Below are 25617 nucleotides of genomic sequence, written 5' to 3'. Positions count from 1 at the left end.
GTATAGTGTAGTTAGCCGAGAGAAGTAGAGTTTAGTTAGAGCCTAGTTGAGTATAGCAGAGATGAGTGCAGGATGTTTATCCGAGGCATTCCGTTTATTTACATATGTCCGTATGGATTATATTCTGGTAGTTTTGTGCTACCCGTCTATCCTTTAATGGGCAACCATGTTTATTACGGAGCAGTGTCCTGATCCAGTGCGCTTTATCATATACTTGCCTACACAACCTCTACTCCGGTAGAGGTTTTTTTGTATTCCGGACTATAGATCCAACCATTCCAAGGAGGTATCCCAAATGACGAACCCTAGCGTTGAAGAAGCGGTAAAGCTGTCGCGGGAGTATAACCTGATTCCTGTAGTAAAAAGACTGCTGGCTGATATGGAGACGCCGATCCGGCTGTTTCAGCGGTTTGCCGGAGAATCCCATGCTTTCCTGCTGGAAAGTGTAGAGGGCGGCATCCAGTGGGCGCGTTATTCTTTTATCGGCAGCGATCCGTTTCTGACCATTTCGGGTAAAAAGAACGTTATCCACGTAAAAGTGGGGGGAGAGCAGAAGCGGCTCACCGGCAAACCAATCGAGGAGCTAAAAGCGCTGCTCCGCTCGTACCGCAGTCCGAAGCTGGAAGGGATGCCTCCTTTTACCGGCGGTGCGATCGGATTCTTCGGATACGACCTGCTGCAATATTACGAGAAGCTGTCCCCGCACGCAGTAGATGATCTGGGGACGGATGATATCCGGTTCATGTTCTGTGACCGCATCATCGTATTCGATCATGTGAAGCAGCAGATTCTGCTGATAGGCAACCTGCATATCAAAGAAGGCGATACGGATTCCGATATCCGGGCCGCCTATGAAGCCCTGAACAGCAGGCTGGAGGACTTCGCCGAGGAGCTGCAGAAGGAAGGGCCGAAGGAGAACGTCAACCGCCGCAGTATTCCAGAGGATATTGAGCTGGGCCAGATTCATTCTAACCTGACCAAAGAGCAATATATCGCGAATGTTGAGCAAGCCAAGGAGTACATCCGGGCCGGTGATATTTTCCAGGTAGTGCTGTCGCAGCGGCTGCATATTGAGACTGAGGTATCCCCGCTGCATGTCTACCGGATGCTGCGTACCCTGAACCCGTCGCCATATATGTACTATCTCAAGATGGATGAGGAAATTATCGTAGGCACCTCTCCGGAAGCGCTGGTAAAGGTGGACGGCAGCCGGGTAGCAACCCGGCCGATTGCCGGCACCAGGCCGCGGGGGGCAAATGAGGCGGAAGACCGGGCGCTGGCCCAGGAGCTGCTGGAGGACGAAAAGGAGCGGGCGGAGCATCTGATGCTGGTTGATCTGGGCCGCAATGATCTGGGCCGGGTATCCAAGTTCGGCACGGTGAAATGTGACTCCTTTATGGAAATAGAGAAATACTCCCATGTTATGCACATGGTATCGAATGTAACGGGAACACTGGACGAGAACAAGGATTTCTTCGACGCATTCCTGTCCTGCCTGCCGGCAGGAACCGTCTCGGGGGCACCGAAGCTGCGGGCGATGGAGATTATCTCCGAGCTTGAACGGGAAGCGAGAGGCGCTTATGCCGGAGCTATCGGCTACCTCGGATTCTCCGGTAATATGGATTCCTGCATCACGATCCGTACCATCATCTTCCGCAAAGGCCGTGCTTACGTACAGGCCGGAGCGGGAATTGTCTGGGATTCGGTGCCTGAGAAGGAATACGAAGAGACCCTTAACAAAGCAAAGGCGATGTTAAAAGCAATCCGGATGGCAGAGGCCATGTTCCCGGCAGAGATCAGAGAGCCGCAGGTAATCAATCAGGATTACATGTATGAGTATACCCCGTAAGCGAGAGAAGCAGTGAAGAATAGATGAGCCGAGCAGAGAATGCTCCATACCTAAGCGGATGCTTTCGAAGCTAGTTTTATTACGAAGAAGAGCCGAGCAGAGAATGCTCCATAAAACTTTTAGCATATGCTTCCGAAGCGAGTTTTGCCGATGCGGAATCGTGAGAAGGATATGCCTACAAAACTTTTAGGAGGACAAAGACTATGGAAGCGAGCCAGTTAATACAAGCAGGAATTGCGGGATTAATTGAGGGGCATAACCTCAGCCGGGCGCAGGCCCGTGAAATAATGGGGACGATAATGGAAGGAACCGCGACGGCGGCGCAGATTGGCGCTCTGTTGACTGCGCTGCGTATCAAGGGCGAGACGGTAGAGGAAATTACCGGCTTCGCGGAAGCGATGCGCGGATTCGGAACCCCGGTGCTTACAGAGCGTACCCGGCTGCTGGACACCTGCGGAACAGGCGGCTCAGGCATTCACAAGTTCAACATCTCCACCGCCTCGGCGATCATCTCATCAGCGGCTTCTGTGCGTGTTGCTAAGCACGGCAACCGTTCGGCTTCAGGCAGAGCAGGCAGTGCGGATGTGCTGGAGGCGCTTGGCGTGAACATCCATCTGAATGCGGAGCAGGCCCGCCGCTGCCTGGATAGTATCGGCATCTGCTTTCTGTTTGCCCAGATTTATCATCCTTCTATGAAATACGCAGCCGCACCGCGCCGTGAGCTTGGTGTGCGGACTGTATTCAATATGCTGGGTCCGCTGACTAACCCGGCAGGGGCTGACCGGCAGCTGATGGGCATCTACGACCGGAATAAGACGGAGATTGTAGCTAATGTGCTGAAGGAGCTGGGCTCAAAGCGGGCGATGATCGTCAGCAGTCTCGACGGCCTGGATGAAATCAGCATATCGGCGCCTACCCAGGTATCTGAACTAAAGAACGGCATTGTAACAACCTATGAGATTACTCCAGAGGCGCTCGGCCTGAGCCGGCACCCGCTGGAGGCTGTGCTGGGCGGTGACGCAGCCGAGAATGCAGCTATTATTACTGCGGTGCTGCAGGGAGCGCTCACGCCGTACCGTGACATTGTTCTGGCCAATGCCGGTGCCTGTATCTATGTTGCCGGTCTGGCAGACAGCCTCAGTGAAGGTGTAGCGCAGGCGCGGCAGATGATCGATTCCGGTAAAGCACTGCTCAAGCTGGAGCAGCTCAAAGCTATGACAAAGGAGCTTGACTATGTATCTTGATAAAATTGTCGCCACCAAAATTAAAGAGGTTGAAGCGCTCAGCCTGATGTTCTCTGCAGATGCAGCGGAAGAGGTTATTGCCGGACTTCCGGCCACCAAAGGCTTCCGGGAAGCGCTGGTAAAGCGCCGGAACCGGGATATGGGACTGATTGCCGAAGTGAAGAAGGCTTCACCCTCCAAAGGGCTGATCCGCGCGGATTTTGACCCGGAAGCTATCGCCCGCGGATATGAAGCTGGGGGGGCTGATTGCCTTTCGGTATTGACTGACCAGGATTATTTCCAGGGCAGTAACGCATTCCTGCAGCAGGTAAGAGAAGCGGTGGATCTTCCGCTGCTGCGCAAGGACTTTATCATTGATGAACGCCAGATTTATGAGGCGAGGATTCTGGGAGCGGATGCCATTCTGCTGATTGCAGCCATTCTAACTGCAGAACAATTGGCTTCTTATACTGAATTGGCAGCCTCCCTCGGAATGGATGTGCTGATTGAGGTGCATGACCGGAGTGAACTGGAGCTGGTGATTAGCACAGGGCAAATAGAACACCCAAATGTGCTGCTCGGCATCAATAACCGCAATCTGCGCACCTTTGAGACACGGCTGGATACAACTGCCGAGCTGGCGGCTCTGGTTCCGGCCGGAGTGCCTGTCATCAGCGAGAGCGGAATAGCCGGTCCTGCTGATATTAACTATTTAAGTACAAGCGGCGCAATCGGCGTGCTGGTCGGAGAATACCTGATGCGGCAGGATGATGTAAAGGAAGCTGTGTACGGGCTGCTTGGACCGCTTACTGCCGGAAAGGATCGTGCCCTGCATGGCTGAAGCGGAGGTAAAAATCTGTGGACTTCAGGACGTTGAAGTGCTAAAATCTATGAAGTCATTACCAATTGATTATATCGGCTTTGTATTTGCGCCCAGCCGCCGCAGAGTCACCGCGGCGCAGGCTGCTCTTCTTACTGCAGAGCTGGCCGGCTGGGAGACGGGCAAGGCTCCCGGTGCGGCCGGAGTCTTCGTAAATCCGGGGCTTGCTGAGCTGCAGGAGCTGCTTGCAGCTGTACCGCTGGATGTAATCCAGCTGCACGGACAGGAAGGACCGGAGTTTTGCCGTGAGGTCAAGCAGGCTTTTCCGCATATTCAGGTCTGGAAAGCTATTTCAGTAGGCGGTTCCGAGGCACATACCGTTGTGAACAGCTATGCGGGAACTGTTGATGCATTGCTGCTGGACACCTATGATCCCCAGAGCAGCGGAGGCTCCGGACGTACTTTTGACTGGGGGCAGATTCCTCTGTTCCGGCAGGCGGCTGCCAAGCTTGGGCTGCCTTTATTTATCGCCGGCGGACTTCATCCGGACAATGTGGGTGAACTTCTTACAGACTACCAGCCTGACGGAGTAGATATCTCCAGCGGTGTCGAGACTAATGGTGTTAAAGATATTGTCAAAATGACTTCTTTCGTGGAAAGGGTGAAGCAATCATGATACAAGTACCGGACAAGTACGGGCGTTTTGGTTCTTTCGGAGGCCGCTTCGTTCCTGAAACCCTGATGAATGCACTGATTGAGCTGGAGGAGTCCTATGCGAAGTATTCGGCGGACCCGGCCTTTCAGGAGGAAATAGACTATCTGCTGAAGCAGTATTCCGGGCGTGAAACCCCTTTGTATTATGCAGAACGGCTTAGTAAGCAGCTGGGTGAGGCCAAAATCTATCTGAAGCGCGAGGATCTGAACCATACCGGGGCACACAAGATCAACAATGCTATCGGGCAGGGCATTCTGGCTAAAAGAATGGGCAAAACCAAGGTCATTGCCGAGACAGGCGCCGGCCAGCATGGTGTGGCAACCGCAACAGTCGCGGCACTTCTGGGTCTGGAATGCAAAGTGTTCATGGGCGAAGAGGATACCCGCCGCCAGGCACTTAATGTATTCCGCATGAAGCTGCTCGGCGCAGAGGTTATTCCGGTGACTTCCGGTTCCCGGACACTCAAGGATGCCGGTAATGAAGCGCTGCGCTACTGGGTCAGTAATGTCGAGGATACCTTTTATATTCTTGGTTCAGCAGTCGGCCCGCACCCTTATCCGATGATGGTCCGCAATTTCCAGCGGATCATCGGCGATGAGACACGGCGCCAGATTCTGGAGGCCGAAGGCCGGCTGCCGGATCTGCTGGTTGCCGCTGTCGGCGGCGGCAGCAATGCTATCGGCATGTTCTATCCGTTCATGGAAGATGAGAGTGTCGGCATGATCGGCGTTGAGGCTGCCGGCAAAGGTGTCGATACCCCGTTCCACGCTGCAACAATGAGTAAAGGCAGCCATGGTGTATTCCAGGGCTCCATGAGTTATCTGCTGCAGGATGAATACGGCCAGGTTATTGAAGCGCATTCCATCTCTGCCGGACTGGATTATCCGGGAGTAGGACCTGAGCACTCTTATCTGAAGGATATCGAGCGGGCCAAGTATGTCCCTGTTACGGACAAGGAAGCGCTGGATGCCCTTAAGCTGCTGTGTGTAACGGAGGGAATTATTCCTGCACTGGAATCGGCTCATGCCATTGCGCATGTGGTCAAGATTGCTCCCGGGCTCACCAAGGATGATATTGTCATCATCTGCCTCTCGGGGCGCGGGGACAAGGATGTCGAGTCAATCATGGCCTATACGGAAGGGAGTGAGCTGTAATGACAACGGAAACGACCAACAGAATGGATCTGACCTTCCGTAAGCTCAAAGCTGAAGGCACAACTGCCCTGATTCCTTTCCTCACCGTAGGCGACCCGGATCTTACAACTACACTTGATATCATTGCTGAGCTGGAAGCAGCCGGCGCGGATATTCTTGAACTAGGGGTTCCTTATTCCGATCCGCTGGCAGACGGCCCGGTAATCCAGCGGGCTTCGTCCAGGGCGCTGCGCGGCAAGGTCCATCTGCGAACCTGTATGGAAACCGCACTGAAGGCCCGGCAGAACGGCAGTAAGCTGCCCTTCATCCTGTTCACATACTACAATCCTGTGCTGCAGATGGGTCTGGATACCTTCTTTGCTGAGCTGGACGCCCATGAAATCAGCGGGCTGATTATTCCAGACCTGCCTGTGGAGGAGTCAGAGGAGATGCGTATTCGCAGCCGTGAGGCAGGCGTGAATCTCATACCGCTGGTAGCACCGACCTCCAGTGAACGGATTGAACGGATCGTGTCAGGTGCAAGCGGCTTTGTCTACTGCGTATCCTCGCTGGGAGTAACGGGGGAGCGATCCACTTTTCACAGCGGTGTAGATGAATTTATTGCCTCTGTCCGCCGGGTAACGGATCTCCCGGTAGCCGTTGGCTTCGGGATTTCAACCAGCGAGCAGGTTGAGCGCTTCTCGCAGATCTGTGACGGTGTAGTTGTGGGCAGTGCGATTGTCCGTAAGGTGGAGGAGGTTATTCCACTGCTGGATAACCCTGCCACAAGAAGTGACGGGCTGTTGCAAATTCGTGAATTTGTGGCACAATTAAAATCATAAAGGTCGGCTGACCTAAAATATGCTATGAAAATGCACGGAGAGCGAGGAATACAGATGAATCCGAAACCGAATATCGTTAATCTTCCTGTTTACAAGCCGGGAAAACCAATTGAAGAGGTGAAAAAGGAGCTTGGACTGGATGATGTCATCAAACTGGCATCCAATGAAAATCCTTACGGGGCTTCACCGAGCGCCAAAGCCGCGATCATCGCGGATCTGGACAATTTGTTCCTGTATCCCGACGGCTCAGCTGCCGAACTGACAGCTGCTTTGGCCGGGCATCTCGGTGTACAGAGCGAGAACATCATCTTTGGCTGCGGATCAGACGAGATTATCGCCTTGATCTGCCGTGCTTTTTTCCTGCCGGGGGACGAGACCATTATGGCCGATCAGACCTTCTCCGTATACAAGAGCAATGCTGATATTGAAGGTGCCGTATCGATAGAAGTACCTCTGGCGGACGGAACTCATGACCTGAACGGCATGCTTGCACGTATTACAGACAAGACCAAAGTCATCTGGATCTGTAATCCGAACAACCCTACCGGTACCATCGTTGCGCATGAGGCACTGGTGACCTTCCTGAATGCAGTACCTTCCGGGGTTATGGTCGTACTGGACGAAGCCTACTTTGAGTATGTGACTGACCCGGTCTACTCGGATGGAATCAAGCTGCTGGAGCAGTATCCGAATCTTGTCGTGCTGCGGACCTTTTCCAAGATATATGGTCTCGCTGCCCTCCGCATCGGATATGGTGTGGCCAGTCCGCAGATCATTAACCTGATCAACAAGGTACGTGAGCCTTTCAATACGTCCCGTCTGGCACAGGCAGGTGCACTTGCAGCGCTGGCGGATCAGGAGTATGTGGCTGAATGCCGCCGGCTTAACAGTGAAGGCATTGTACAGTTGCAGACTGAGTTCCGGCGCCTGGGCCTGCATGCATTCCCGGCTAACGGTAATTTCATCATGGTTGATGTACGCAAGCCGGCTCTTGAGGTATTCGACGCCCTGCTGCGTCTCGGCATCATTGTACGCGCGGGCCACCGTCTGTACCCGACCTATATCCGTGTAACGGTAGGCTCAGCTGAGCAGAACAAGGCATTTATTACTGCACTTGAGCAGACGCTGTCTGAGCAGGAGGTACGGGCGTAACCGTATACGTTCATAGACGAAACAATAGAAGGCAGGTAGTACTTAGACATGACGACAAAAATAGCAATCTTCGGTGTCGGTCTGATCGGAGGCTCACTGGCCCTTTGCTTCAAAGGCAAGGAGGGCCTGACCGTCGTCGGCCATGCCCACCGTCCTGAATCCGCGGTAAAATATGTTAACAGAGGCGTGGTCGATCAGGCGACACTGTCTGTTGAGGAAGCGGCGCTTGATGCCGATTATATTTTCCTCTGTGTGCCGGTAGGCATGCTGGAGGGTTATCTGCAACAACTGAGTAAGCTCCCGCTCAAGCCCGGCTGCATCATTACGGATGTAGGCAGCACCAAGGCCAGTATCGCAGCCTGTGCGGTATCCCTGGATATGCCCGGCGTCCATTTCATAGGCGGCCATCCAATGGCCGGTTCAGAGCGTTCCGGTGTGGAAGCCGCCTCATCGTTGCTGTTCGAGAATGCTTATTACGTGCTGACTCCGCCGCCCGGAGTGCCGGAGGAAGCTTACGAGGCACTGAAATCCCTGTTACTACATACGAGAGCACAGATTGTCCGGCTTGATCCGGAGCGTCATGACGAAATTGTCGGAGCAATCAGCCATCTGCCGCATATTATCGCAGTAGCTCTTGTTAATCAGGTTCATGCCTATGATTCAGAGGATTCGCTGTACAGTACACTTGCTGCCGGCGGATTCCGTGATATTACCCGGATTGCCTCCAGTGATCCGATTATCTGGCGTGACATCCTGCTGAATAACCGTTCAGTGATGCTGCGCCTTCTAAAGGACTGGAATGAGGAGGTCTCCTCCTTCATTCAGATGCTGGAGAGCTCGGACGGTACCGGAATAGAGGAAGCCTTCCATGAAGCGAACGGATTCCGCAGCCAGCTGCCGGAACGGCGTAAAGGAATGATTACTCCGCTGTTTGATCTGCATATCGATGTTCCCGATCATCCGGGGATTATCGGCCGGATCGCTACCGAGCTGGGGGATCAGGGCATTAACTTAAGCAACGTGCAGATCATTGAGAGCCGTGAGGATGTACCCGGGATCATGCGCCTGTCATTCCGCCAGGAGCACGATATGGAGCGGGCCAAAATGCTTCTCCAGCATAACGATTATACGGTATACGTATAGACGGCGGCCCGCTTAGCATCAGTCACAGGGATGCAATACACAGGTCAAGCAGTCAATCAAAAACAGCGCGAGCCGGCTTGAGCCGGCTCGCGCTGTTTTTGATTATAAATGCACCTAGTGTTTACAAAAAAAAGAACCGCTTACAAAGTAAGCGGCTACAATTCACAATAGATATTGGAATCGTACAGTGTTTGGATAGGAGTGGAGAGAAACCATACTGTACTTTTATTATATGTATCCGTTTACATTTTGTCAACACTTTCTTTAAACTTATTTTACCAGAGACTTTAGCTGCTCAGGAGGCGTTTTTACGGTTTTCGACTTTTTCCTGCAGCAAGGTAGAGAACAGCTTTACAAAAGTCTACTAATTTCATCCTGATAGAATGTGTGCTATACTTGGTTAAGTATGTTTATAGACTTCCTGATTGGAAATTTATGAATATGAGTTTTAATTTCTGTATTTACATACAGCATATCTTATTTGCCCAAACGCTGAATATACATAGGAAGTATTGCCTTATATACGAAGAAGTTATTTCACGTTGTATGGTATTGCAAATTTGGAGGAATCACCGCAACTTTTTTACCCCAAGCCGGTATATACATACGGACCGGACGGGGATAAACGTGCAAAGGGCGAGGAGGGCCAAACTCACCATGACGGATTCCCAGTTGATCCAGTTAATCAAGCAAGGAAACACAGAACTATATTCGGAACTAATGCGAAGATACCAACGAAAGATACTGGCTTTTGTGTATCATATGCTCAAAAATTCGCATATGGAGCTGATCGCAGAGGATCTCTGCTCAGAGACCTTCTACAAAGCGTTCCGCAGCCTGCATTCTTTCCGCGAAGTGGATGCTTCTTTCTCGACATGGCTGTATACTATTGCCCGCAACACTGTGCTCAGTGAGCTGCGCAAGAACCGTGCCGGAAATGTATCGCTCGAAGAGAGCGGCTATACACCTGTAGCACCGGCAGAGGTGGCGCCTGAACAGGCTGCACTGCGGAAGGAACGGATGAATCTGGTCCGTGAAGCAATCAATAATCTTCCGGAGAAGCAGCGCTCTGCGCTGATTTTACGTGAATATGACCAGATGGATTACCAGGAAATTGCCGTTATATTGGATCAGAGTGTCAGCTCCGTGAAATCACTGTTGTTCCGTGCAAGGAGCAGTGTGAAGCTCCAACTCGAATCCTATTTTTATGAGCCTGAGGCAGAAGAGCAGGCTGAGAGGGTGTAAGGCCTATGAACTGCAGGGAAGCGCAGGATTTCATTCCGCTGTTGTGGGACGCTCCCCCTACAGACCCTAAGCGGATTGAGCTGGAAAGGCATATCGCCGGTTGTTCTTATTGTGCTGCCGAATGGACATTGTGGCAGGAGAGCAATGAGCTTATGCAAGATATAAGGGTAGAGATCAGCGCGGAACGTGCTGAGGCTATCAATCAGAAGGTTATGGAGCGGATTTATCTGGAAAGCCCTTGGCTAATGCCCGGGGACGGGAAATCCGCCGGCAGCACGACTGTGTTCCGCCGCCGGCTGAGCCTGTGGATTGCCTGCTTTCTGGCCGTGTTTTTATCAAGTTTTCTGTATTTCACCATGTTCAAGACCTCTGCGAATACGAGCTCCGCACAGAGCGGTATTATTGAGACCGGAGTAGCCGGACTTTCGCTGGAGTGGTCTTCTTCTTATCCTGCCACACAAACGGGAGGCGGAATCATTGAGCCGCTTGTTGTGAGCATGGGACCGACACATCCGCAGTACTGGATGGTATTATCCACGCTGGGTGTGGCGCTGTCGATTTTTTTATTGACCCGGCTTAACCGTTACCGTAGACAATGACAAGGTCCCTTTACCCTGGTAAAGCGGACTTTTTTGTTATACTCACAGCTGTAAGCACAGTGCAGCAAACCGTACTGCTTCAAAAAGAAGACATTTGTTTTCATTCATGATACATTAGTAAGCAAACAAACTGGATGGAAGGGTGATAGGCGATGCTGATCGGCTTGATACGCCATGGACTTACGGATTGGAACGCAGCAGGCAGAATTCAGGGGCAAAGTGATATTCCGCTTAATGAGGAAGGCCGGAAGCAGGCTGAGATGCTCGGTGACCGGCTGCTACTGGAGCCCTACCGCTGGGATTTCTGTATTACAAGCGGCTTGTCCCGCGCTGAAGAGACTGGCAGAATCATTGCTGCCAAGCTGGGTATCCCTCTAATAGAGCCGGATGAACGGATCCGGGAGCGCGCCTACGGCCAGGTTGAAGGACTGACTGCACTGGAGCGCGAGGCCAAATGGGGCAAGGAGTGGAATCTGCAGGAGCTTGGGCAGGAATCCGATGAGCAGCTGCAGCTGCGGGGGCTTGCATTTATGGAGGATATTACCGCGCGTTACCCGGACAGTAACATACTTGTCATTTCCCATGGCGGGTTTCTGGCCCAGCTCTATGTGGCGCTGTATAAGGACAAGTACACGGAACGTCTGGGGAATCTGTCTCTGACCATTATCGAGAAAAGCGAGCAGGAGTGGAACGCGCTTTTGTATAATTGTACACGCCATATTTTGCAGAACCAGCGGTAACCCGAGCTTTCGGGTTATTTTTTTTGAGAAAAAGGAATAAAAAGGGCTGTATTTCCCATAATGGTAGTAAAACAGTGAGGCGATGAATGATGAATCTGGCGGATATGCTCACATACGCGGACATTGGCCAGCTCACCGCAATGGCGGGGCGCTACCAGTGCGATTGCAAACGAAACTCAAAACATGATTTGATCCAGAGTCTCCTCATCCTGCTTGGAAGCCGGGATTTCATGGAGTCCCATATCCGGAGCTGTAAGCCGGAGGAATTACGGTTTCTGAACACACTGCTTTTTGATGAACGCAGCCATTTTAGCCTTGAGGATCTGCTGGCGGCGGCAAAGCAGGCTTCCTTTGACCGTCCTGACGGTATTGACGGCGGCCACCGTGAAATGATCAGCCGTTTCAAAAACGGAGGCTGGCTGTTCAGCGGCACCTCGCAGCAAAGCAAGTATCTGTACCAGGTACCTGAGGATTTAAAACGCCGCTTTCTTGAACAGATGGAGCATTTTATCCGTGAAAAGGTTTCCGGCAGCAGTGAACCCGCTGTATATCGTGCCGAAGGAGACTTAATGGGAGCCGATCTGCTGCTGCTGCTGCGTTACGTGAAGGAGAATGAGCCTGAGCTGAACCAGGAAGGTGCGCTTTATAAGCGGTATCAGCAGGGACTGATGAATGCGCTGCAGATCCCGGAGCCGCTGCTCGGAAAAGGCGGATGGAGATTCGGCTATGGCAGGGCGTGTGAGCATTATCCGCCGCGGTTGGCCCTTTTGTATGATTATGCCAGACACCGCCGTTTTATTTCCGAAGAAGGCTACTGTCTGAAGCTGGCCGCCTCCGGGGAAGCGCTGCTGGCTGAAGGAAAAACGGAAAAGCTGATGCAGATATTCTTCTTTTGGTTAAAACTGTATAAAGGTGCTGTTCCAAATCTTCCGTCAATCGTATACTGGATTAGTAAGAGTGCGCGAGATTGGGTAAGCCTCTCTTCCCTGGTGGAAGGTATAGGCTGGCTGATCAGGCCATTCTACTATGATGATGCTGCGTCTATCCTGGAACAGCGCATATTACGAATGATGCTGCATCTTGGGATGGTGCGGCTGGGAGAAACTTCTGAAGGGCCGGTAGTCATAATGACCCCATGGGGAATGGAAGCGGCCACTCCAAGGAGACTGCCTAAGTAAGGGGGAGGAATATGCGGATTGCTTACGGGAAGTACATACCGCGGACTGATGAATCTGTATACGTGGCAGAAGGCGCCAAGCTGGTAGGCGATGTGTCGGTGGGACAGCATTCAAGCATCTGGTTCAACGCCGTGCTCCGGGGTGATCTTGCTCCGGTAGTCATCGGGGAACGCTGCAATATTCAGGACGGGGCTGTGGGCCATGTCGGGGAGGGCTTGCCGCTGATCCTGGGTGACGGGATATCGGTGGGGCATTCCGCAATCATCCACGGCTGCAGGATAGGCGAAGGCACATTAATCGGAATGGGGGCAATTGTTTTGAACGGAGCAGAAATTGGTGAATATGCTTTAATAGGAGCCGGTTCCGTTGTAACCGAAAACAAAGTCATCCCGCCGTACACATTGTCTTTGGGTTCTCCTGCAAAAATTGTCCGTGAACTGACAGAGCAGGATCTGCTCCGGATGAAGCGTACTTGTGAAAGCTATGTGATCAAAGCAAAGGAATATGGAATCTTCTAAACAGCGGAGGTGTATCGAATGGACAAAATGAAGGCTACCTATGAAGTGATGCTAGGGCTTGCGGCAGAAATGGTGTGGGATGAAGCGCTGCGAAAGCGTCGTACCGACATCTTGTACCGGGAGATCGACACGGCGCTGGCGGCCGGAGATAAAGCGGCGTTCCGTTATCTTACTGAAGAACTGAAGAGTCTGGCATAAGAAATGCGCTAAGCGCATTTCTTTTTTTGATATAGAAGAAGAAGGAACGGATATTATATATGCATTTTACCGAAAAAGTCAAATCCAATAACTGCCAATACGCGATTATAGCTGGGCTGTGGCGGAGGCTTCGGAAGGTGAGAATGTTGAAAGCGGTTTATTCATTGCTGTGTCTGATATGAATGCTATTTCAGAAACGGATATAAGGCTTAAAATAAGCAGGAAAATACAAGCGGTATGGCAGTCTGTAAATAAAGATAAATGTGACGAAAAATCAACAATTTTATAAAAAACGAATTTAATGCCTGTCACAAAATAGACAAAATTATTGACGGGTAATGGTGCCTAAGCTATGATAAGGGTGAATTGATATGGCGTGTGATTTATGTCATTGTAACCGTATTACTTACATTAATTGTATTTCCTGCAGGTGACTTCTCCATTTTTAATAAGGGGGTTATACACCGTATGAGCAGCTACAATGAAGAGAATGAAGTCGATCCGCCCAAACCGCCCAGCCGCAAGGAGATGTCCCGCAGACAGTTTTTAACTTATACGCTTGGCGGAGCAACTGCTTTTATGGGAATGGGCGTATTTTTGCCGATGGCGCGGTTTGCTGTAGATCCTATTTTACATAAGCGGGGGGAAGGGGATTTCATCAAGGTAGTGGAAGCCTCGCAGATTACGGATGTCCCGCAGGAATTTAATTTTGAACTGAAGCAGCAGGATGGCTGGTATGCCAGCACGGCTACGCTCACAGCCTGGATCCGTAAAGATGCGGGCGGAAAGATTTATGCGCTTTCACCGGTCTGTAAGCACCTCGGCTGCACTGTAGGATGGAACAATGATAAGGCTTTTCCGGATGAATACCACTGTCCCTGCCATGGTGCACGCTATACCAGGTCCGGTAAACAGCTCGCTGTCGCAGCTAAGCCGCTGGACCAGTACCGTATCAAAATTGACGGCGGCTGGGTGTACCTGGGCGATATCGTTGCCAACAGTGAAGCTAATAAGGAGGCGTGATCCTGATGTTTAAAAACATCTACAACTGGATTGATGAACGTCTGGATATTACGCCGATCTGGAGAGATGTCGCCGACCATGAGGTTCCTGAGCATGTCAACCCGGCCCATCACTTTTCAGCATTCGTATACTGTTTTGGCGGCCTTACTTTTTTCATAACGGTTATTCAAATACTGTCGGGTATGTTCCTGACGATGTATTATGTACCGGATATTATTAATGCCTATGCCAGTGTGGAATACCTGCAGACCAAGGTTGCTTTCGGGCAGATCGTGCGCGGCATGCACCACTGGGGAGCGAGTCTTGTAATTGTGATGATGTTCCTGCATACGATGCGGGTGTTCTTCACCGGCTCCTATAAAGCTCCGCGCGAGATGAACTGGGTGGTTGGCATGCTGATTTTCTTCGTCATGCTGGGACTGGGGCTTACCGGTTACCTGCTGCCATGGGACAATAAAGCTTATTTCGCTACAAAGGTTACACTTGAGATTGCCAACTCTGTGCCGGTAATGGGTCCTGTGCTAAAAGAACTGATGCAGGGCGGAACGATTGTCGGTGCAGAGACACTTACCCGCTTCTTCGCCCTCCATGTATTCTTCCTCCCGGCGGTCCTGCTTATACTGCTGGTCGGACACTTTATTATGATCCGCAGACAGGGCATATCCGGCCCGCTGTAAGCCAATCCGCAAAAGGAGGGACTCCGCAATGGCACATAAGGGCAAGGACAGCTCCGAAGAAAAGATTGTCTATGTCGGCGACTCCCGGGTGAGGAGGGGCAGCGGATTCATTACACCTCCTGATTATACAGCCTACCCGGGTAAGTCAGAGGCGTTCATCCCGAATTTTCTGCTTAAGGAATGGATGGTTGGCGTTGTCGTACTGGTAGGGATTCTTGTGCTCACCATTTCTGAGCCTGCGCCGCTTGGATTTCCCGCAGATGCCAGGGCGACCGTTATTCCGATTCCCGACTGGTATTTTCTGTTTCTCTATCAATATCTGAAGCTGCCTTATGCCTCTGGGGATTATATTGTACTGGGGACTCTGGGAGTTACAGGTGTGGCCTTTGGCGCTCTCCTGCTCGCCCCGTTTCTTGACACCGGCCGTGAACGGCGATTCTATAAGCGTCCGATTGCCTCCTCACTGATGTTTTTGTCTCTTGCGGCTATCATCTATTTGACGAATACAGCATGGACTGAGTACAAACACGAAATGGCCGAGACCGGGCAGATTGCGGAGGATGTACAGCGCGAGGAGCAGGCGGCGGAGAAAAGGGCCAAAGGCTTGCCTGCCACCAGCGTTGTACAGACTGAGGATATTGCAATCGTGGACAAGGATGATCCGGCAATGGCACTGTTCAAGCAGGCAACCTGTGTCAGCTGTCATGCTGTCGATCTGAAGGGTGGAGGCGGGCCGTCGCTGCGGGGAGTAGGAGATACACTTGACCAGGCTGCAATCCTGTCTATTATCAAGGAGGGACAGGGACAAATGCCGCCGATGTACGAAACGGCACTGGGAGCCGGACTGTCAGATGAAGATATTGACTCACTGGCCGCCTGGCTTGCCAAACAAAAAAGCGGACAGTAAAATAATGATAACGCGAACCTGATCGTATTCTTGCGGTCAGGTTTTTATGTGTGTCAAAGAAGTCAGAGGTTATGATTCGGGAGGGTGAAATGGTGTATGTCGGTTAACCTGCTGGACAAGGTTTTTAAGCACCGGGGAGTGATATGGCTGCTCTTTATCGTCAACTTCCTCGGCACGATTTACGGATACATATGGTATGGCAATCAATTGGCGTATACGGCTGACAATTACCCGGCATGGCTGCTGCCGTTCGTTCCGGACAGCCCGACGGCAAGCCTGTTCTTTACCATTGCACTGCTGCTGCTGCTGTATCCGCCGAAAGGCCTGAAGGGAACGCTTGTGCGCGAGCTGATTGAAGCGCTTGCTGTAGTCACTTCGGTGAAGTACGGGATATGGGCGGTCGGTGTTATTTTTGCCGGTGGGGCTCAAGGGGATGTTATAACCTGGAAGGACTGGATGCTGGTAGTGTCGCATACCGGCATGGCGGTTGAGGCGCTGATCTATGCACGTTTCTTCTCCTTCCGGCGGCTGCTGCCTGTTGCCCTGCTCTGGACGCTGGCAAATGATATGGTGGATTATTCAGCCGGGGTGTACCCGTGGCTGCCGTCCGTCCTGGATGATGACCTAACCGAGGTGCAGAATCTTACCATTCTCCTGACCCTGTTAAGCGCCGCCGCTGCCTGGGCTGCCAGCCCCAAAATCAGGCGGATGCTGCCGCAGCGGAAGAGCGGAGACCGGCACTGACAGGCTGTGTTCTAACTCTTGTCCTCCTGCCATAGATTAGGGTAGGAGGGATGTCTCATGCCGCGCAGGAGATACATTGTGCTGACTGGATTGATTGTATGCTGGCTGCTTGCCGGCATGAACAGCGGGGTTGCGAATGGATATGATGCTGACACTACTGGCGGAGCCGCAAACAGCGGGAGCGGACAGGCAGTGGAGGCACCCGTATTAACGGGCAGGACCGGGGCTGAACGGCTGGAGAAGGCTGCGGAAGCCTTGTACAGTCATGTTCTGGAGGGTGATGTGGTTAAAGCGAGACAGGAGAGCGGGGAGATTGAACGGATTTTTGAGTCTTCCTCATTTGAAGGCTTAACCTCGGTTGAGGGAATTAATGCCTTGTCCGGTGTGATTGTTGATCTTAAGGCTGCTCTGGCGGCTGCACAGATTGATCCTGAAAAGTGGGAGGCGGCAGCAGCCAAAATGCGGCTTGCCGCCAACAGCCTGAACCATCCCCGCCAGCCGATGTGGCAGCAGTATTACAAGCTGATCCGTGAGGATCTGAATGATATGGAACAGAGCGCCGCAGCCGGTAAGCCGGAAGACTGGAAAACAGCCGTCACCCGGCTTCAGAGCAGGTATGACACCATCCGGCCGGCGGTTGTCATCTCAAGCCGGCCGGAAACGGTTAATGCCTTTGATTCCTGGCTGTCGTATGCAGCAGGTATCTCGTCTAGTGCCCAGCCGCCCGGGCGGTCCAGACTGCTGGAAATCGTCTCTTACGGCCAGGATGCCGTAAGAGTCCTGTTCGGCAAGGAACGGGATGAGCCGGCCTTATCCCTGCCGCTGGCGCCGAGAGAATACGGCGCCTGGGGACTGCTGGGCGGTGCCTTCATTATCACTGCCCTGGCCTACGCCGCTTACCGCAAATACCGGGGTGAGCAGGAGGACTTGAAGCCGGTGTAGCTGAGGGACGGATTCTCCGCCCGGCGTGTGCACAACAAGCAAAGCGCAGTTATCAATGAATGGATCACGTACAAAGACTCCTTTTCCCGTTAGCCGCGGGGAGAGGAGTCTTTTTGCGATACGTGCCTTAGTGAGATAAGTGTATTTTCTGCAACTAAAAAGGATAAAATCGCTGTTGTTGCAGGAATAAGTGTAGTTGGTGCAACTAAATCAGCCAGAATATACGATTTTGCTTCAAAAGAACGAATATAGTTGCACAGACTACACTTAAAGCTGCTGTCAGCTTAAAAACAAGGGAACTAGTTGTACAAACTACAGTTAACAGCTGCGGCTCAGGATTCCCGGAAGCCTTCGCCCATGACATCATGGACATCGCTGATAATAACAAAAGCCGTAGGATCGACGGACTTGACCAGCTGGCTGAGACGGCGGATCTCCTGGCGGGAGACTACGCAGTATACCATATGCTTGGCCTGCTTCGAGTAGGCGCCTATAGCCGGAATCAGCGTTACACCGCGCTCCATCTCTGCCGTAATCAGGTCGGCAATCTGCGGCGCTTCGTCACTGATTATCGTGAAGGCTTTGGCGGCATATGCCCCTTCCTGAATAAAGTCAATGACGCGCGAAGCGATAAAGACAGCTACGAGGGTGTACAAAATCTTTTCGCGGGGTATGTAGAGCAGGGAAGCGCCGATAATGATAATGTCGACAACCAGAATGATCTGGCCCATGCTCCAGCCGAATTTGCGGCCGAGAATACGTGCCACGATATCTACCCCTCCGGTTGTACCGCCGTAACGGAATACGATACCCAGACCGAGGCCGAGCGTCACGCCTGCATATAATGAAGCGAGAATAAAATCATGCTCTGTACTGAACGGGACGAGCCAGCCTTTTGCAATCGCCTGTTCAAATACCCACAGGAAAAAGGTCAGGGAGCCGATCCCGAGCCCGGTATAAACAATCTGATTCGAACCAAGCACCTTCCAGCCGACCAGGAATAGAGGAAGATTGAGCAGCAGTGTAGTGAGGAAGATCGGGATGTTAAATGCATAGTTGAGCAAAATGGTGATCCCGGTAACGCCGCCCTCCATCAGCTGGTTAGGCACAATAAAGTACAGTAGCCCGAACGCGTATACGGCTGTACCCAGCATGATGGGTGCAATGGTTTTGCTGATATTCATAATCTTTAATGATTTCATTTAATCCCTCGCCTAAGCCCTTGAGCGGGCAGAATATAGATGTCTTGCTTGTATGGAGTGAAGCTGTAAATATAAAAAAGATTTGTCTTCAAAACGTCTTTACGATAACATAGGGGCAAACATAAGGCAAGAACATACAGGGGGGCGCAGCTGAAAATTATGGAAAAAAGTCTAGCCGATATTCAGCGTGAGGTTGACGCTTATATCTCACAGTTTAAAGAAGGTTACTTCAGCCCGCTGTCCATGCTGGCCCGGATGTCCGAGGAAGTGGGCGAGCTGGCGCGCGAAGTGAACCACCAGTTTGGCGAAAAGCCTAAAAAAGCGGATGAAGCTGATAACTCCATTGAACTGGAGCTGGGTGATATCCTGTTCATTACAGTATGCTTTGCGAATTCGCTGGGCATCGACCTGACGGAAGCCCACAATAGAGTAATGCACAAGTTCAATACCCGGGATGCAGGCCGCTGGACCCTTAAAAACACCGATTAGGCCACTATATCATATGCTGTACCAAACGAACGGGATTTAGCCGTAAGGATGGTGAGGATATGAATCATAATGATTATGTCAAGGCGGCATACCGCTCCATACTGCGCAGTGATTTCGCACAGGCGATTGCTTTTTTTGAGGCAGCGATTTCGGCCAGTCCCGATGATGCCGAGGTCAGATACCGCTGCTCCATTACGTATGCCCGCAGCGGAATGGTTGAGAAGGCGCTGGAGCATGCTGTTGCAGCAGTTAAGCTGGATGATACAAAGCCTGAATACCAGCTGCATCTTCAGCATCTGCAGGCGCTGCAGCTTGTGCAGGAGGCCAAACGGCTGCTGGAGGATGACGCGGCTGGGACGTACAATCCGTACCATCCGGTCACGCTTCTTAAAGAAGCGATTACGCTGGACCCCTTATATGGAGACGCCTATGTGTGGCTGGCGATTGCGCACAGCCGGATGAATGAGCATGTGCAGGCGATTGCCGCCATGAAAGAGGTTATTGCGCTTCATCCGGATGACACGGGATTGCGCCAGCTGATGAAAGACCTGCAAAGGTCATTGCAAAAATATATCCACTAACTAATGGAACCAGTGAAAGCGAGGAGGAGTTAAAGGTGAGCGACAAGATCAGAGTAATTGTCTCCGGAGCAGGAGGCAAAATGGGTAAAGAGGTTGTTAAGCTGGTGCTGGAGGATGAAGGTCTGGAGCTGGCAGCAGCGGTAGACCGTTCTGCAGGCGAGAAGGATGCCGGACGTATGGTGGGTCTGGAGGAATGCGGAATAACCGTTACTTCCGATCTGGAAGCTGCCTTAGCAGGGAGCCGCGGAGATGTAATGGTTGATTTTACTATTCCGCAATCTGCTTATGCGAATACTTCGCTTGCAATTAAATACGGGGTGCGTCCGGTTATCGGAACTACCGGATTCACGCCGGAGCAGATTGCCGGGCTGGACAAGCAATGTCAGGAGCAGGGTATCGGCGGGCTGATTGCTCCCAACTTCTCCATCGGAGCGATTCTAATGATGAAATTTGCCGCTCAGGCAGCGAAATATTTCCCGCATCTGGAAATTATCGAGTATCATGGAGATCAGAAGCTCGATGCTCCTTCAGGTACAGCAATTAAGACGGCAGAAATGATCTCAGAGGCCAGAGCGGAGCTCCGTCAGGGCCATCCTGAGGAGGAAGAGCTTATTGAAGGCTCACGCGGCGGCTATTACAACGGCTTCCGTATTCACAGTGTGCGTCTTCCGGGAGTATTCGCCCAGGAGGAAGTGGTGTTTGGCGGCTACGGGCAGTCGCTCAAAATCCGTCATGATTCGTACGAACGGGCAGGTTATATGCCGGGGGTTAAGCTGGGTGTCCAGAAGGTTATGGGGTATACCGGTCTGATTTACGGCTTTGAGCATTTTATAGAATAGACAGGGGAGAAATCAATATGCTAAAGATTGCCTTTATTGCGCATGACCGAAAAAAAGAAGAAATGGTCAATTTCGTTACCGCATATGAAAATGTGTTTACCGGGCTGGAGCTGTATTCGACCGGCACAACAGGCCAGAGGATTATGGAAGCCACTCAGCTGAAGATTAACCGGTTCATGTCCGGCCCGCTGGGCGGCGACCAGCAGATCGGCTCTCTGGTAGCACAGGATGAGCTGGACCTGATTATATTTCTGCGTGATCCGCTGATGGCACAGCCGCACGAGCCGGATATTACGGCGCTGCTCCGCCTGTGCGATGTATACGGTATTCCGGTTGCTACTAATATCGCTACAGCAGAAATTCTGGTTAAGGCTATCGACCGCGGTGATTTCGGCTGGCGGGAGCTGGTACATAAATACAAACCGGGTGTTGATGAATAATGAAGCTGGATATTCTGGTATTCGGCGCTCATGCCGATGATGCCGAAATCGGCATGGCGGGAACAATCGCCAAGCACACTGCGGCCGGGCTCAAAGTAGGCTTGTGTGACTTGACGGCTGCGGAAATGTCATCGAACGGCACAGTGGAGCGCCGCAAGCAGGAAGCGCAGCAGGCAGCCGATGTGCTGGGCGCTGTTGTGCGTACTAATCTGGGATTGCCTGACCGCGGTCTCTATATGACCGAAGAGCATCTGTCGGCAGTCACTGCGGAAATCCGCCGGTTTGCTCCGGCTGTCGTATTTGCACCTTTTTGGGAGGACAGGCATCCTGACCATATTGCCTGCAGCAGGCTGGTGGAGGAAGCTGTATTTAACGCCAAGCTGAGGAAATATATGCCGGACAAGCCTGCGGTGCCCGCGCCGCTGCTATATTTCTATTTCATTAATGATCTGGGCCGTACTGATCTTATTGTGGATGTAACGGAGCAATATGCGCTGAAGGAGCAGGCGCTGTCCTGTTACCGTTCCCAGTTCGAGAAGGCTCCCGGTGAGGATGTCGTGTCCACTCCGCTTAATGAGGGATACATCGAGCGCGTCCGCTCGCGGGATATGCTGCTGGGCCAGCGCAGGCTCATTCCCTTTGCCGAAGGCTTCGCAACCAGGGTTCCCCATGCTGTTGACCTGTTCCTTGACAAGGGCAGAGCGGAATAGCTTTATTTTGTTGTGCGATGCAACTATAATAAATCCATGACATTACTTAAAGTAAGAGATCAGTCTACGAAGGGGACGGAGCTATGAACCGGCTAAAAATAGGCATCACCTGTTATCCGTCTCTCGGCGGCTCGGGCGTAGTGGCGACTGAACTGGGTAAGCTTCTGGCGGAAAAGGGCCATGAAGTCCATTTTATTACACACAGTATCCCGTTCCGGCTTGGAACGTTTCAGAAGAATATATTTTATCATGAGGTTGAGGTTAACGATTATTATGTATTCCGTTACCCTCCTTATGATCTGGCCTTGGCGACCAAGATGGCACAGGTAGCCAAAATGCAGGGGCTGGACCTGCTGCATGTGCATTATGCGGTGCCTCATGCCGTCTGCGCATTTCTCGCCAAGCAGATGCTTGGCAATGACATGAAGGTCGTCACCACCCTGCATGGTACGGATATTACGGTACTGGGCCAGGATGAATCACTGAAGGACCTGATCCGCCTGGGCATCAATGAAAGTGATGCGGTAACGGCTGTCTCGCTTGATCTGATCAACGAAACCCGGCGGGTACTGGATATTACACGTGATATCGACCTGACTTATAACTTTGTTGACAAGCGGGTGTACTATCCGCGCGATGTTACAGATCTCCGGGGCGATTACGCCGATCCGGATGAAAAGATTCTGATGCACATCAGCAATTTCCGGCCGGTTAAACGGGTGGGCGATGTTGTTGATGTTTTTGCCAAGGTGAGCCGGGAGATCAAAGCCAAGCTCCTGCTTGTAGGCGAAGGACCGGAGCTGCCGAAGATTCAGGCTAAGATCAATGAGATGGGCCTTGAGCATAAGGTCCGCTTCCTCGGCAAGCAGGATGAGATCGCACAGGTAATCTCGCTGGCCGATCTGCTGCTGCTCCCTTCGGAGAAGGAGAGCTTTGGGCTGGTGGCGCTGGAGGCGATGGCCTGCGGTGTTCCGACGATTGGTTCACAGGCTGGCGGCATTCCGGAGCTGGTCCAGCACGGCAAGACCGGGTTCCTCGCACCTATCGGCGACACATCGGCAATGGCCAAGTATGCAGTAAAGCTGCTGTCGGATGAGGTAATGGCCGAGCAGTTCAGAAAAGCCTGCCTGCTGCGGTCCTGCAATGATTTCAGCAGAGACAGCATTACGAATCAATATGAGGATATTTATTACCGTGTGCTAGGGCGCAAGGTACTCGGAATGGATGCCATCCGGGGGTAAGGAGAACGATATGGAATGGACAATGGCACCGGCCGGTATGGCGGCGGCAGCCCGCAAGGTGATTACAGGGCTGCTTGAGAGCGGCCGTGAGGCTTATTTCGTCGGAGGGTGTATCCGCGATGAGCTGCTGGGCCGGCCGGTTCATGATATCGACCTGACTACCTCGGCGCTGCCCGAGGAGGTTATGGCCGTCTTTCCGCGCTGTGTCCCGACAGGGCTTGCCCACGGGACGGTTACAGTGCTGCAGGACGGCTTCAGCTTTGAAGTGACCACTTACCGGACGGAGAGTGGCTATGCCGATCACCGCCGTCCGGAGCATGTATCTTTTGTAAGCGATGTTAAAGAGGATCTGCGGCGGCGCGACTTTACAATCAATGCAATCTGCTGCGGACTGGACGGGGAGCTGGTTGACCCGTTTCAGGGCGCACAGGATTTAGGGGCGCGCCGCGTCCGCTGCGTAGGCAGCGCGGAGGAACGCTTCGACGAGGACGCACTGCGCATGCTGCGCTGTGTGCGGTTCGCGTCGGTGCTGGATTTTGCCGTCGCCAAGAATACGTGGCGGGGGCTGCTGCGCCAGCGGGACAAGCTGGCGCATATCGCCGTCGAGCGCGTACGCGCCGAGACGGAGCGCATCGTCGAGGGGCCGCACCCTGTGCGCGGCCTCGGCCTGCTTGCGCGCAGCGGTCTGCTTGCGCGCGGCAAGGCCCCGTTCCCCTGGACCGGCGAAGCATTGGCGGCTGCCGCCGCCATGCTGGCCGGGATCGGGGAACTGGAGAGCGCCCGCCTGCGGTGGGCGCTCCTCCTCCATGCCCTGGGGCAGTCGGCCGAAGCGGCCGACAAGCTCCTGCGGGCATGGACGTTCCCGGGGGCGGCGCGCAGCAGCATCGCCGCCGTGCTCCGCGTCCGCGAGGCATGGGACGCGGCGCTGGCCTCCGTAGCGCCGGATACTCCCGGCGCTACGGAGCAGCTGCGGCGGCGCTGGATAGCCGCCGTGCTGTCCATCGGCGCGGAAGCCGCCGATGGGTGGGTGACGCTGCTTGCGGCGCTGCCGCAGGCCGCTGCAGGCCGTGCAGGCGGCGCGGAGCCGCCTGTGCAGGACTCAGGCGCCGGCATGGCAGCGCCAGCCGACGCTGCTGCCTTGCGCGCTGCTAACCACGCTGCAAACGCTGACCATGTCGTCTCTCGCGCTGCTAACCACGCAGCACACGCTGACCATGTCGTCTCTCGTGCTGCTAACCACGCAGCGCCCCTACACCAGCACATCCCGCCAGCCGCCCTGCGGTCATGGACCGCAGAGATGCCGATTCGCTCACTTGCCGATCTGGCGGTGTCCGGCAAGGAGCTGGCCGGCCTGCTTGAGAAGACACCCGGGCCGTGGCTCGGCGTGCTGCTGAATAAGCTGCTGCTTGCTGTGGCGGCAGGAGACAGCCCGAATGACCGACAAGTACTGCTTCAGGAAGCAAGAAGGATGGATATACATGAATTATGATAGAAAGACAGCATCCGGATTTCAGGCACGGGATACGTTCGTTTCCGGATGGGCAGATCGTCTGCAACTGCTTGACTCTGTAATATCGACTCAGGAAGAAGCTAAAAAGCTTGCTGAGGCAGGAGCTCCGGAAGGCACAGCCGTCCGGGCAGAGGAGCAGACCGGCGGCCGGGGCCGGATGGGCCGGAAGTGGCATTCGCCAAGCGGCAAGGGTATCTGGATGAGCATCGTGCTCCGTCCTGACCTGCCGCTGGCGCTGACGCCGCAGCTCACACTGCTTACCGGGGTTGCCGTCTGTACGGCAATCCGTGAAGTGACCGGCGTGCCTGCCGGAATCAAATGGCCGAATGATCTGCTGGCCGGAGGACGCAAAATCTGCGGCATTCTGCTGGAATCCTGCCTGCGGGAAGGCGGGCTGCATTATGCCATTGCCGGCATTGGAATTTCGGCTAATCTGACCGAGGAGGACTACCCGGACCATCTTCAGGGTGTCGGCACCTCCCTGCTTATTGAAGGCGGCGGGATTCCGGTCGACCGGGAACGACTGACACAGGCTGTACTGACAGAGGTGGAGTATCTGTACTCTCTATATATAGAACAGGGCTTCCAGCCGGTAAAGCAGCTCTGGGAGTCAATGTCAGTAACACTCGGACGCCAGATTTCCTTCAGTACGCCTCAGGGACGCTGCGAAGGCAGAGCTGTGGGGCTGGATGAGAGCGGCGGACTGCTGCTGCAGGATGAGGCTGGCAACATCACCAGCATCCTGTCAGGGGAGATAGAAATGATCTGATATGACAAGGGTTCCATCCCTTGTCATATTTTTTTCGTGTAATTGCCGTCAGGTTTTGGTATACTATGGACAGAGACGGTATCGCTGAATTGTGAACTGTACTCCGGCTAGGCTTTAAGTATTGAGTAATTGCTTTTGGATGTACCTTCATAACTGTACAACACGGTTACGTTGGATTCTGCTCTGAG

Annotated in this window: 28 protein-coding genes; 27 read left to right on the top strand and 1 reads right to left on the bottom strand. The window is 53.0% G+C overall.

What is annotated here, in order from left to right; all coding sequences use genetic code 11:
* Positions 1-295 precede the first annotated feature (295 nt).
* From trpE to R70331_RS19530, 19 genes are all read left to right on the top strand, one after another.
* Entirely contained in the window at positions 296-1849 is a 1554-nt protein-coding gene (gene trpE, locus R70331_RS19620; RefSeq protein WP_042178196.1) for an anthranilate synthase component I, read from the top strand.
* A gap of 203 nt (positions 1850-2052) precedes the next feature.
* On the top strand, positions 2053-3093 hold the full coding sequence (gene trpD, locus R70331_RS19615; protein WP_042178194.1) for an anthranilate phosphoribosyltransferase: 1041 nt from the start codon (positions 2053-2055) through the stop codon (positions 3091-3093).
* Positions 3083-3913, top strand: a complete 831-nt coding sequence (gene trpC / locus R70331_RS19610) for an indole-3-glycerol phosphate synthase TrpC (protein ID WP_042178192.1) — start codon at positions 3083-3085, stop codon at positions 3911-3913. The genes trpD and trpC overlap by 11 nt, the downstream gene beginning before the upstream one ends.
* Positions 3906-4568 carry a phosphoribosylanthranilate isomerase gene (locus R70331_RS19605; protein WP_042178190.1) on the top strand — a complete coding sequence of 221 codons (663 nt, stop codon included), beginning with the start codon at positions 3906-3908 and terminating at the stop codon, positions 4566-4568. The genes trpC and R70331_RS19605 overlap by 8 nt, the downstream gene beginning before the upstream one ends.
* Entirely contained in the window at positions 4565-5761 is a 1197-nt protein-coding gene (trpB, locus tag R70331_RS19600) for a tryptophan synthase subunit beta (RefSeq protein WP_042178188.1), read from the top strand. The genes R70331_RS19605 and trpB overlap by 4 nt, the downstream gene beginning before the upstream one ends.
* Positions 5761-6582, top strand: coding sequence for a tryptophan synthase subunit alpha (trpA, locus tag R70331_RS19595; protein ID WP_042178185.1), 822 nt, complete (start codon positions 5761-5763; stop codon positions 6580-6582). Before trpB ends, trpA begins: the two co-directional genes overlap by 1 nt.
* Positions 6583-6636: 54 nt before the next feature.
* Positions 6637-7734 (top strand): histidinol-phosphate transaminase, encoded by a 1098-nt coding sequence (hisC, locus tag R70331_RS19590; RefSeq protein ID WP_042178183.1) that lies wholly within the window; start codon positions 6637-6639, stop codon positions 7732-7734.
* Positions 7735-7782: 48 nt separating this feature from the next.
* On the top strand, positions 7783-8877 hold the full coding sequence (locus tag R70331_RS19585) for a prephenate dehydrogenase (RefSeq protein ID WP_042178181.1): 1095 nt from the start codon (positions 7783-7785) through the stop codon (positions 8875-8877).
* A gap of 657 nt (positions 8878-9534) precedes the next feature.
* Entirely contained in the window at positions 9535-10122 is a 588-nt protein-coding gene (locus R70331_RS19580) for an RNA polymerase sigma factor (RefSeq protein ID WP_042178178.1), read from the top strand.
* A 5-nt stretch (positions 10123-10127) separates the two neighbouring features.
* Positions 10128-10721, top strand: a complete 594-nt coding sequence (locus tag R70331_RS19575) for an anti-sigma factor family protein (protein ID WP_042178176.1) — start codon at positions 10128-10130, stop codon at positions 10719-10721.
* 152 nt (positions 10722-10873) lie between these two features.
* The gene (locus tag R70331_RS19570; RefSeq protein WP_042178174.1) at positions 10874-11461 is read left to right on the top strand and encodes a histidine phosphatase family protein; all 588 of its coding nucleotides are present in this window, start codon (positions 10874-10876) and stop codon (positions 11459-11461) included.
* Positions 11462-11550: 89 nt separating this feature from the next.
* Complete coding sequence (locus R70331_RS19565; protein ID WP_042182921.1) at positions 11551-12639, top strand: hypothetical protein; 1089 nt, start codon at positions 11551-11553, stop codon at positions 12637-12639.
* 11 nt (positions 12640-12650) lie between these two features.
* The gene (locus R70331_RS19560) at positions 12651-13157 is read left to right on the top strand and encodes a gamma carbonic anhydrase family protein (protein ID WP_042178172.1); all 507 of its coding nucleotides are present in this window, start codon (positions 12651-12653) and stop codon (positions 13155-13157) included.
* Between the two features lie 18 nt (positions 13158-13175).
* Positions 13176-13355 (top strand): IDEAL domain-containing protein, encoded by a 180-nt coding sequence (locus R70331_RS19555; RefSeq protein WP_038594463.1) that lies wholly within the window; start codon positions 13176-13178, stop codon positions 13353-13355.
* Between the two features lie 468 nt (positions 13356-13823).
* Positions 13824-14378 carry a Rieske (2Fe-2S) protein gene (locus tag R70331_RS19550; protein ID WP_042178170.1) on the top strand — a complete coding sequence of 185 codons (555 nt, stop codon included), beginning with the start codon at positions 13824-13826 and terminating at the stop codon, positions 14376-14378.
* A 5-nt stretch (positions 14379-14383) separates the two neighbouring features.
* Entirely contained in the window at positions 14384-15055 is a 672-nt protein-coding gene (qcrB, locus tag R70331_RS19545) for a menaquinol-cytochrome c reductase cytochrome b subunit (RefSeq protein ID WP_042178168.1), read from the top strand.
* Positions 15056-15083: 28 nt separating this feature from the next.
* Complete coding sequence (locus R70331_RS19540; protein WP_042178166.1) at positions 15084-15962, top strand: menaquinol-cytochrome c reductase cytochrome b/c subunit; 879 nt, start codon at positions 15084-15086, stop codon at positions 15960-15962.
* 96 nt (positions 15963-16058) lie between these two features.
* Positions 16059-16706 (top strand): DUF1405 domain-containing protein, encoded by a 648-nt coding sequence (locus R70331_RS19535; RefSeq protein WP_042178164.1) that lies wholly within the window; start codon positions 16059-16061, stop codon positions 16704-16706.
* Between the two features lie 57 nt (positions 16707-16763).
* Entirely contained in the window at positions 16764-17648 is an 885-nt protein-coding gene (locus R70331_RS19530) for a sporulation protein YpjB (protein ID WP_052419128.1), read from the top strand.
* A gap of 332 nt (positions 17649-17980) precedes the next feature.
* Here the strand turns inward: R70331_RS19530 and R70331_RS19525 are convergent, their stop codons facing one another.
* A complete protein-coding gene (locus R70331_RS19525; RefSeq protein ID WP_042178162.1) occupies positions 17981-18850 on the bottom strand; it encodes a YitT family protein in 870 nt (289 codons plus the stop codon).
* Between the two features lie 159 nt (positions 18851-19009).
* Here R70331_RS19525 and R70331_RS19520 point away from each other — a divergent pair, with 159 nt between their 5' ends.
* The 8 genes from R70331_RS19520 (at position 19010) to R70331_RS19485 (ending at position 25429) form a co-directional block, all read left to right on the top strand.
* Complete coding sequence (locus R70331_RS19520; protein ID WP_042178160.1) at positions 19010-19339, top strand: nucleotide pyrophosphohydrolase; 330 nt, start codon at positions 19010-19012, stop codon at positions 19337-19339.
* A gap of 59 nt (positions 19340-19398) precedes the next feature.
* The gene (locus R70331_RS19515) at positions 19399-19920 is read left to right on the top strand and encodes a tetratricopeptide repeat protein (RefSeq protein WP_042178158.1); all 522 of its coding nucleotides are present in this window, start codon (positions 19399-19401) and stop codon (positions 19918-19920) included.
* 35 nt (positions 19921-19955) lie between these two features.
* Complete coding sequence (dapB, locus tag R70331_RS19510; protein WP_042178156.1) at positions 19956-20759, top strand: 4-hydroxy-tetrahydrodipicolinate reductase; 804 nt, start codon at positions 19956-19958, stop codon at positions 20757-20759.
* A gap of 17 nt (positions 20760-20776) precedes the next feature.
* On the top strand, positions 20777-21199 hold the full coding sequence (mgsA, locus tag R70331_RS19505; RefSeq protein ID WP_042178154.1) for a methylglyoxal synthase: 423 nt from the start codon (positions 20777-20779) through the stop codon (positions 21197-21199).
* Positions 21199-21909, top strand: a complete 711-nt coding sequence (bshB1, locus tag R70331_RS19500; RefSeq protein WP_042178152.1) for a bacillithiol biosynthesis deacetylase BshB1 — start codon at positions 21199-21201, stop codon at positions 21907-21909. Before mgsA ends, bshB1 begins: the two co-directional genes overlap by 1 nt.
* Before the next feature lie 83 nt (positions 21910-21992).
* On the top strand, positions 21993-23150 hold the full coding sequence (gene bshA, locus R70331_RS19495) for an N-acetyl-alpha-D-glucosaminyl L-malate synthase BshA (protein ID WP_042178150.1): 1158 nt from the start codon (positions 21993-21995) through the stop codon (positions 23148-23150).
* Positions 23151-23160: 10 nt separating this feature from the next.
* Positions 23161-24639: a CCA tRNA nucleotidyltransferase gene (locus tag R70331_RS19490; RefSeq protein ID WP_042178149.1), complete on the top strand. Its 1479-nt coding sequence runs from the start codon at positions 23161-23163 to the stop codon at positions 24637-24639.
* Positions 24629-25429 carry a biotin--[acetyl-CoA-carboxylase] ligase gene (locus tag R70331_RS19485; protein ID WP_052419127.1) on the top strand — a complete coding sequence of 267 codons (801 nt, stop codon included), beginning with the start codon at positions 24629-24631 and terminating at the stop codon, positions 25427-25429. Before R70331_RS19490 ends, R70331_RS19485 begins: the two co-directional genes overlap by 11 nt.
* Positions 25430-25617: the final 188 nt, after the last annotated feature.

The organism is Paenibacillus sp. FSL R7-0331 (assembly GCF_000758645.1).
Taxonomy (GTDB): domain Bacteria; phylum Bacillota; class Bacilli; order Paenibacillales; family Paenibacillaceae; genus Paenibacillus_AQ; species Paenibacillus_AQ camerounensis.
This window is presented reverse-complemented; position numbering and strand designations above follow the sequence as displayed.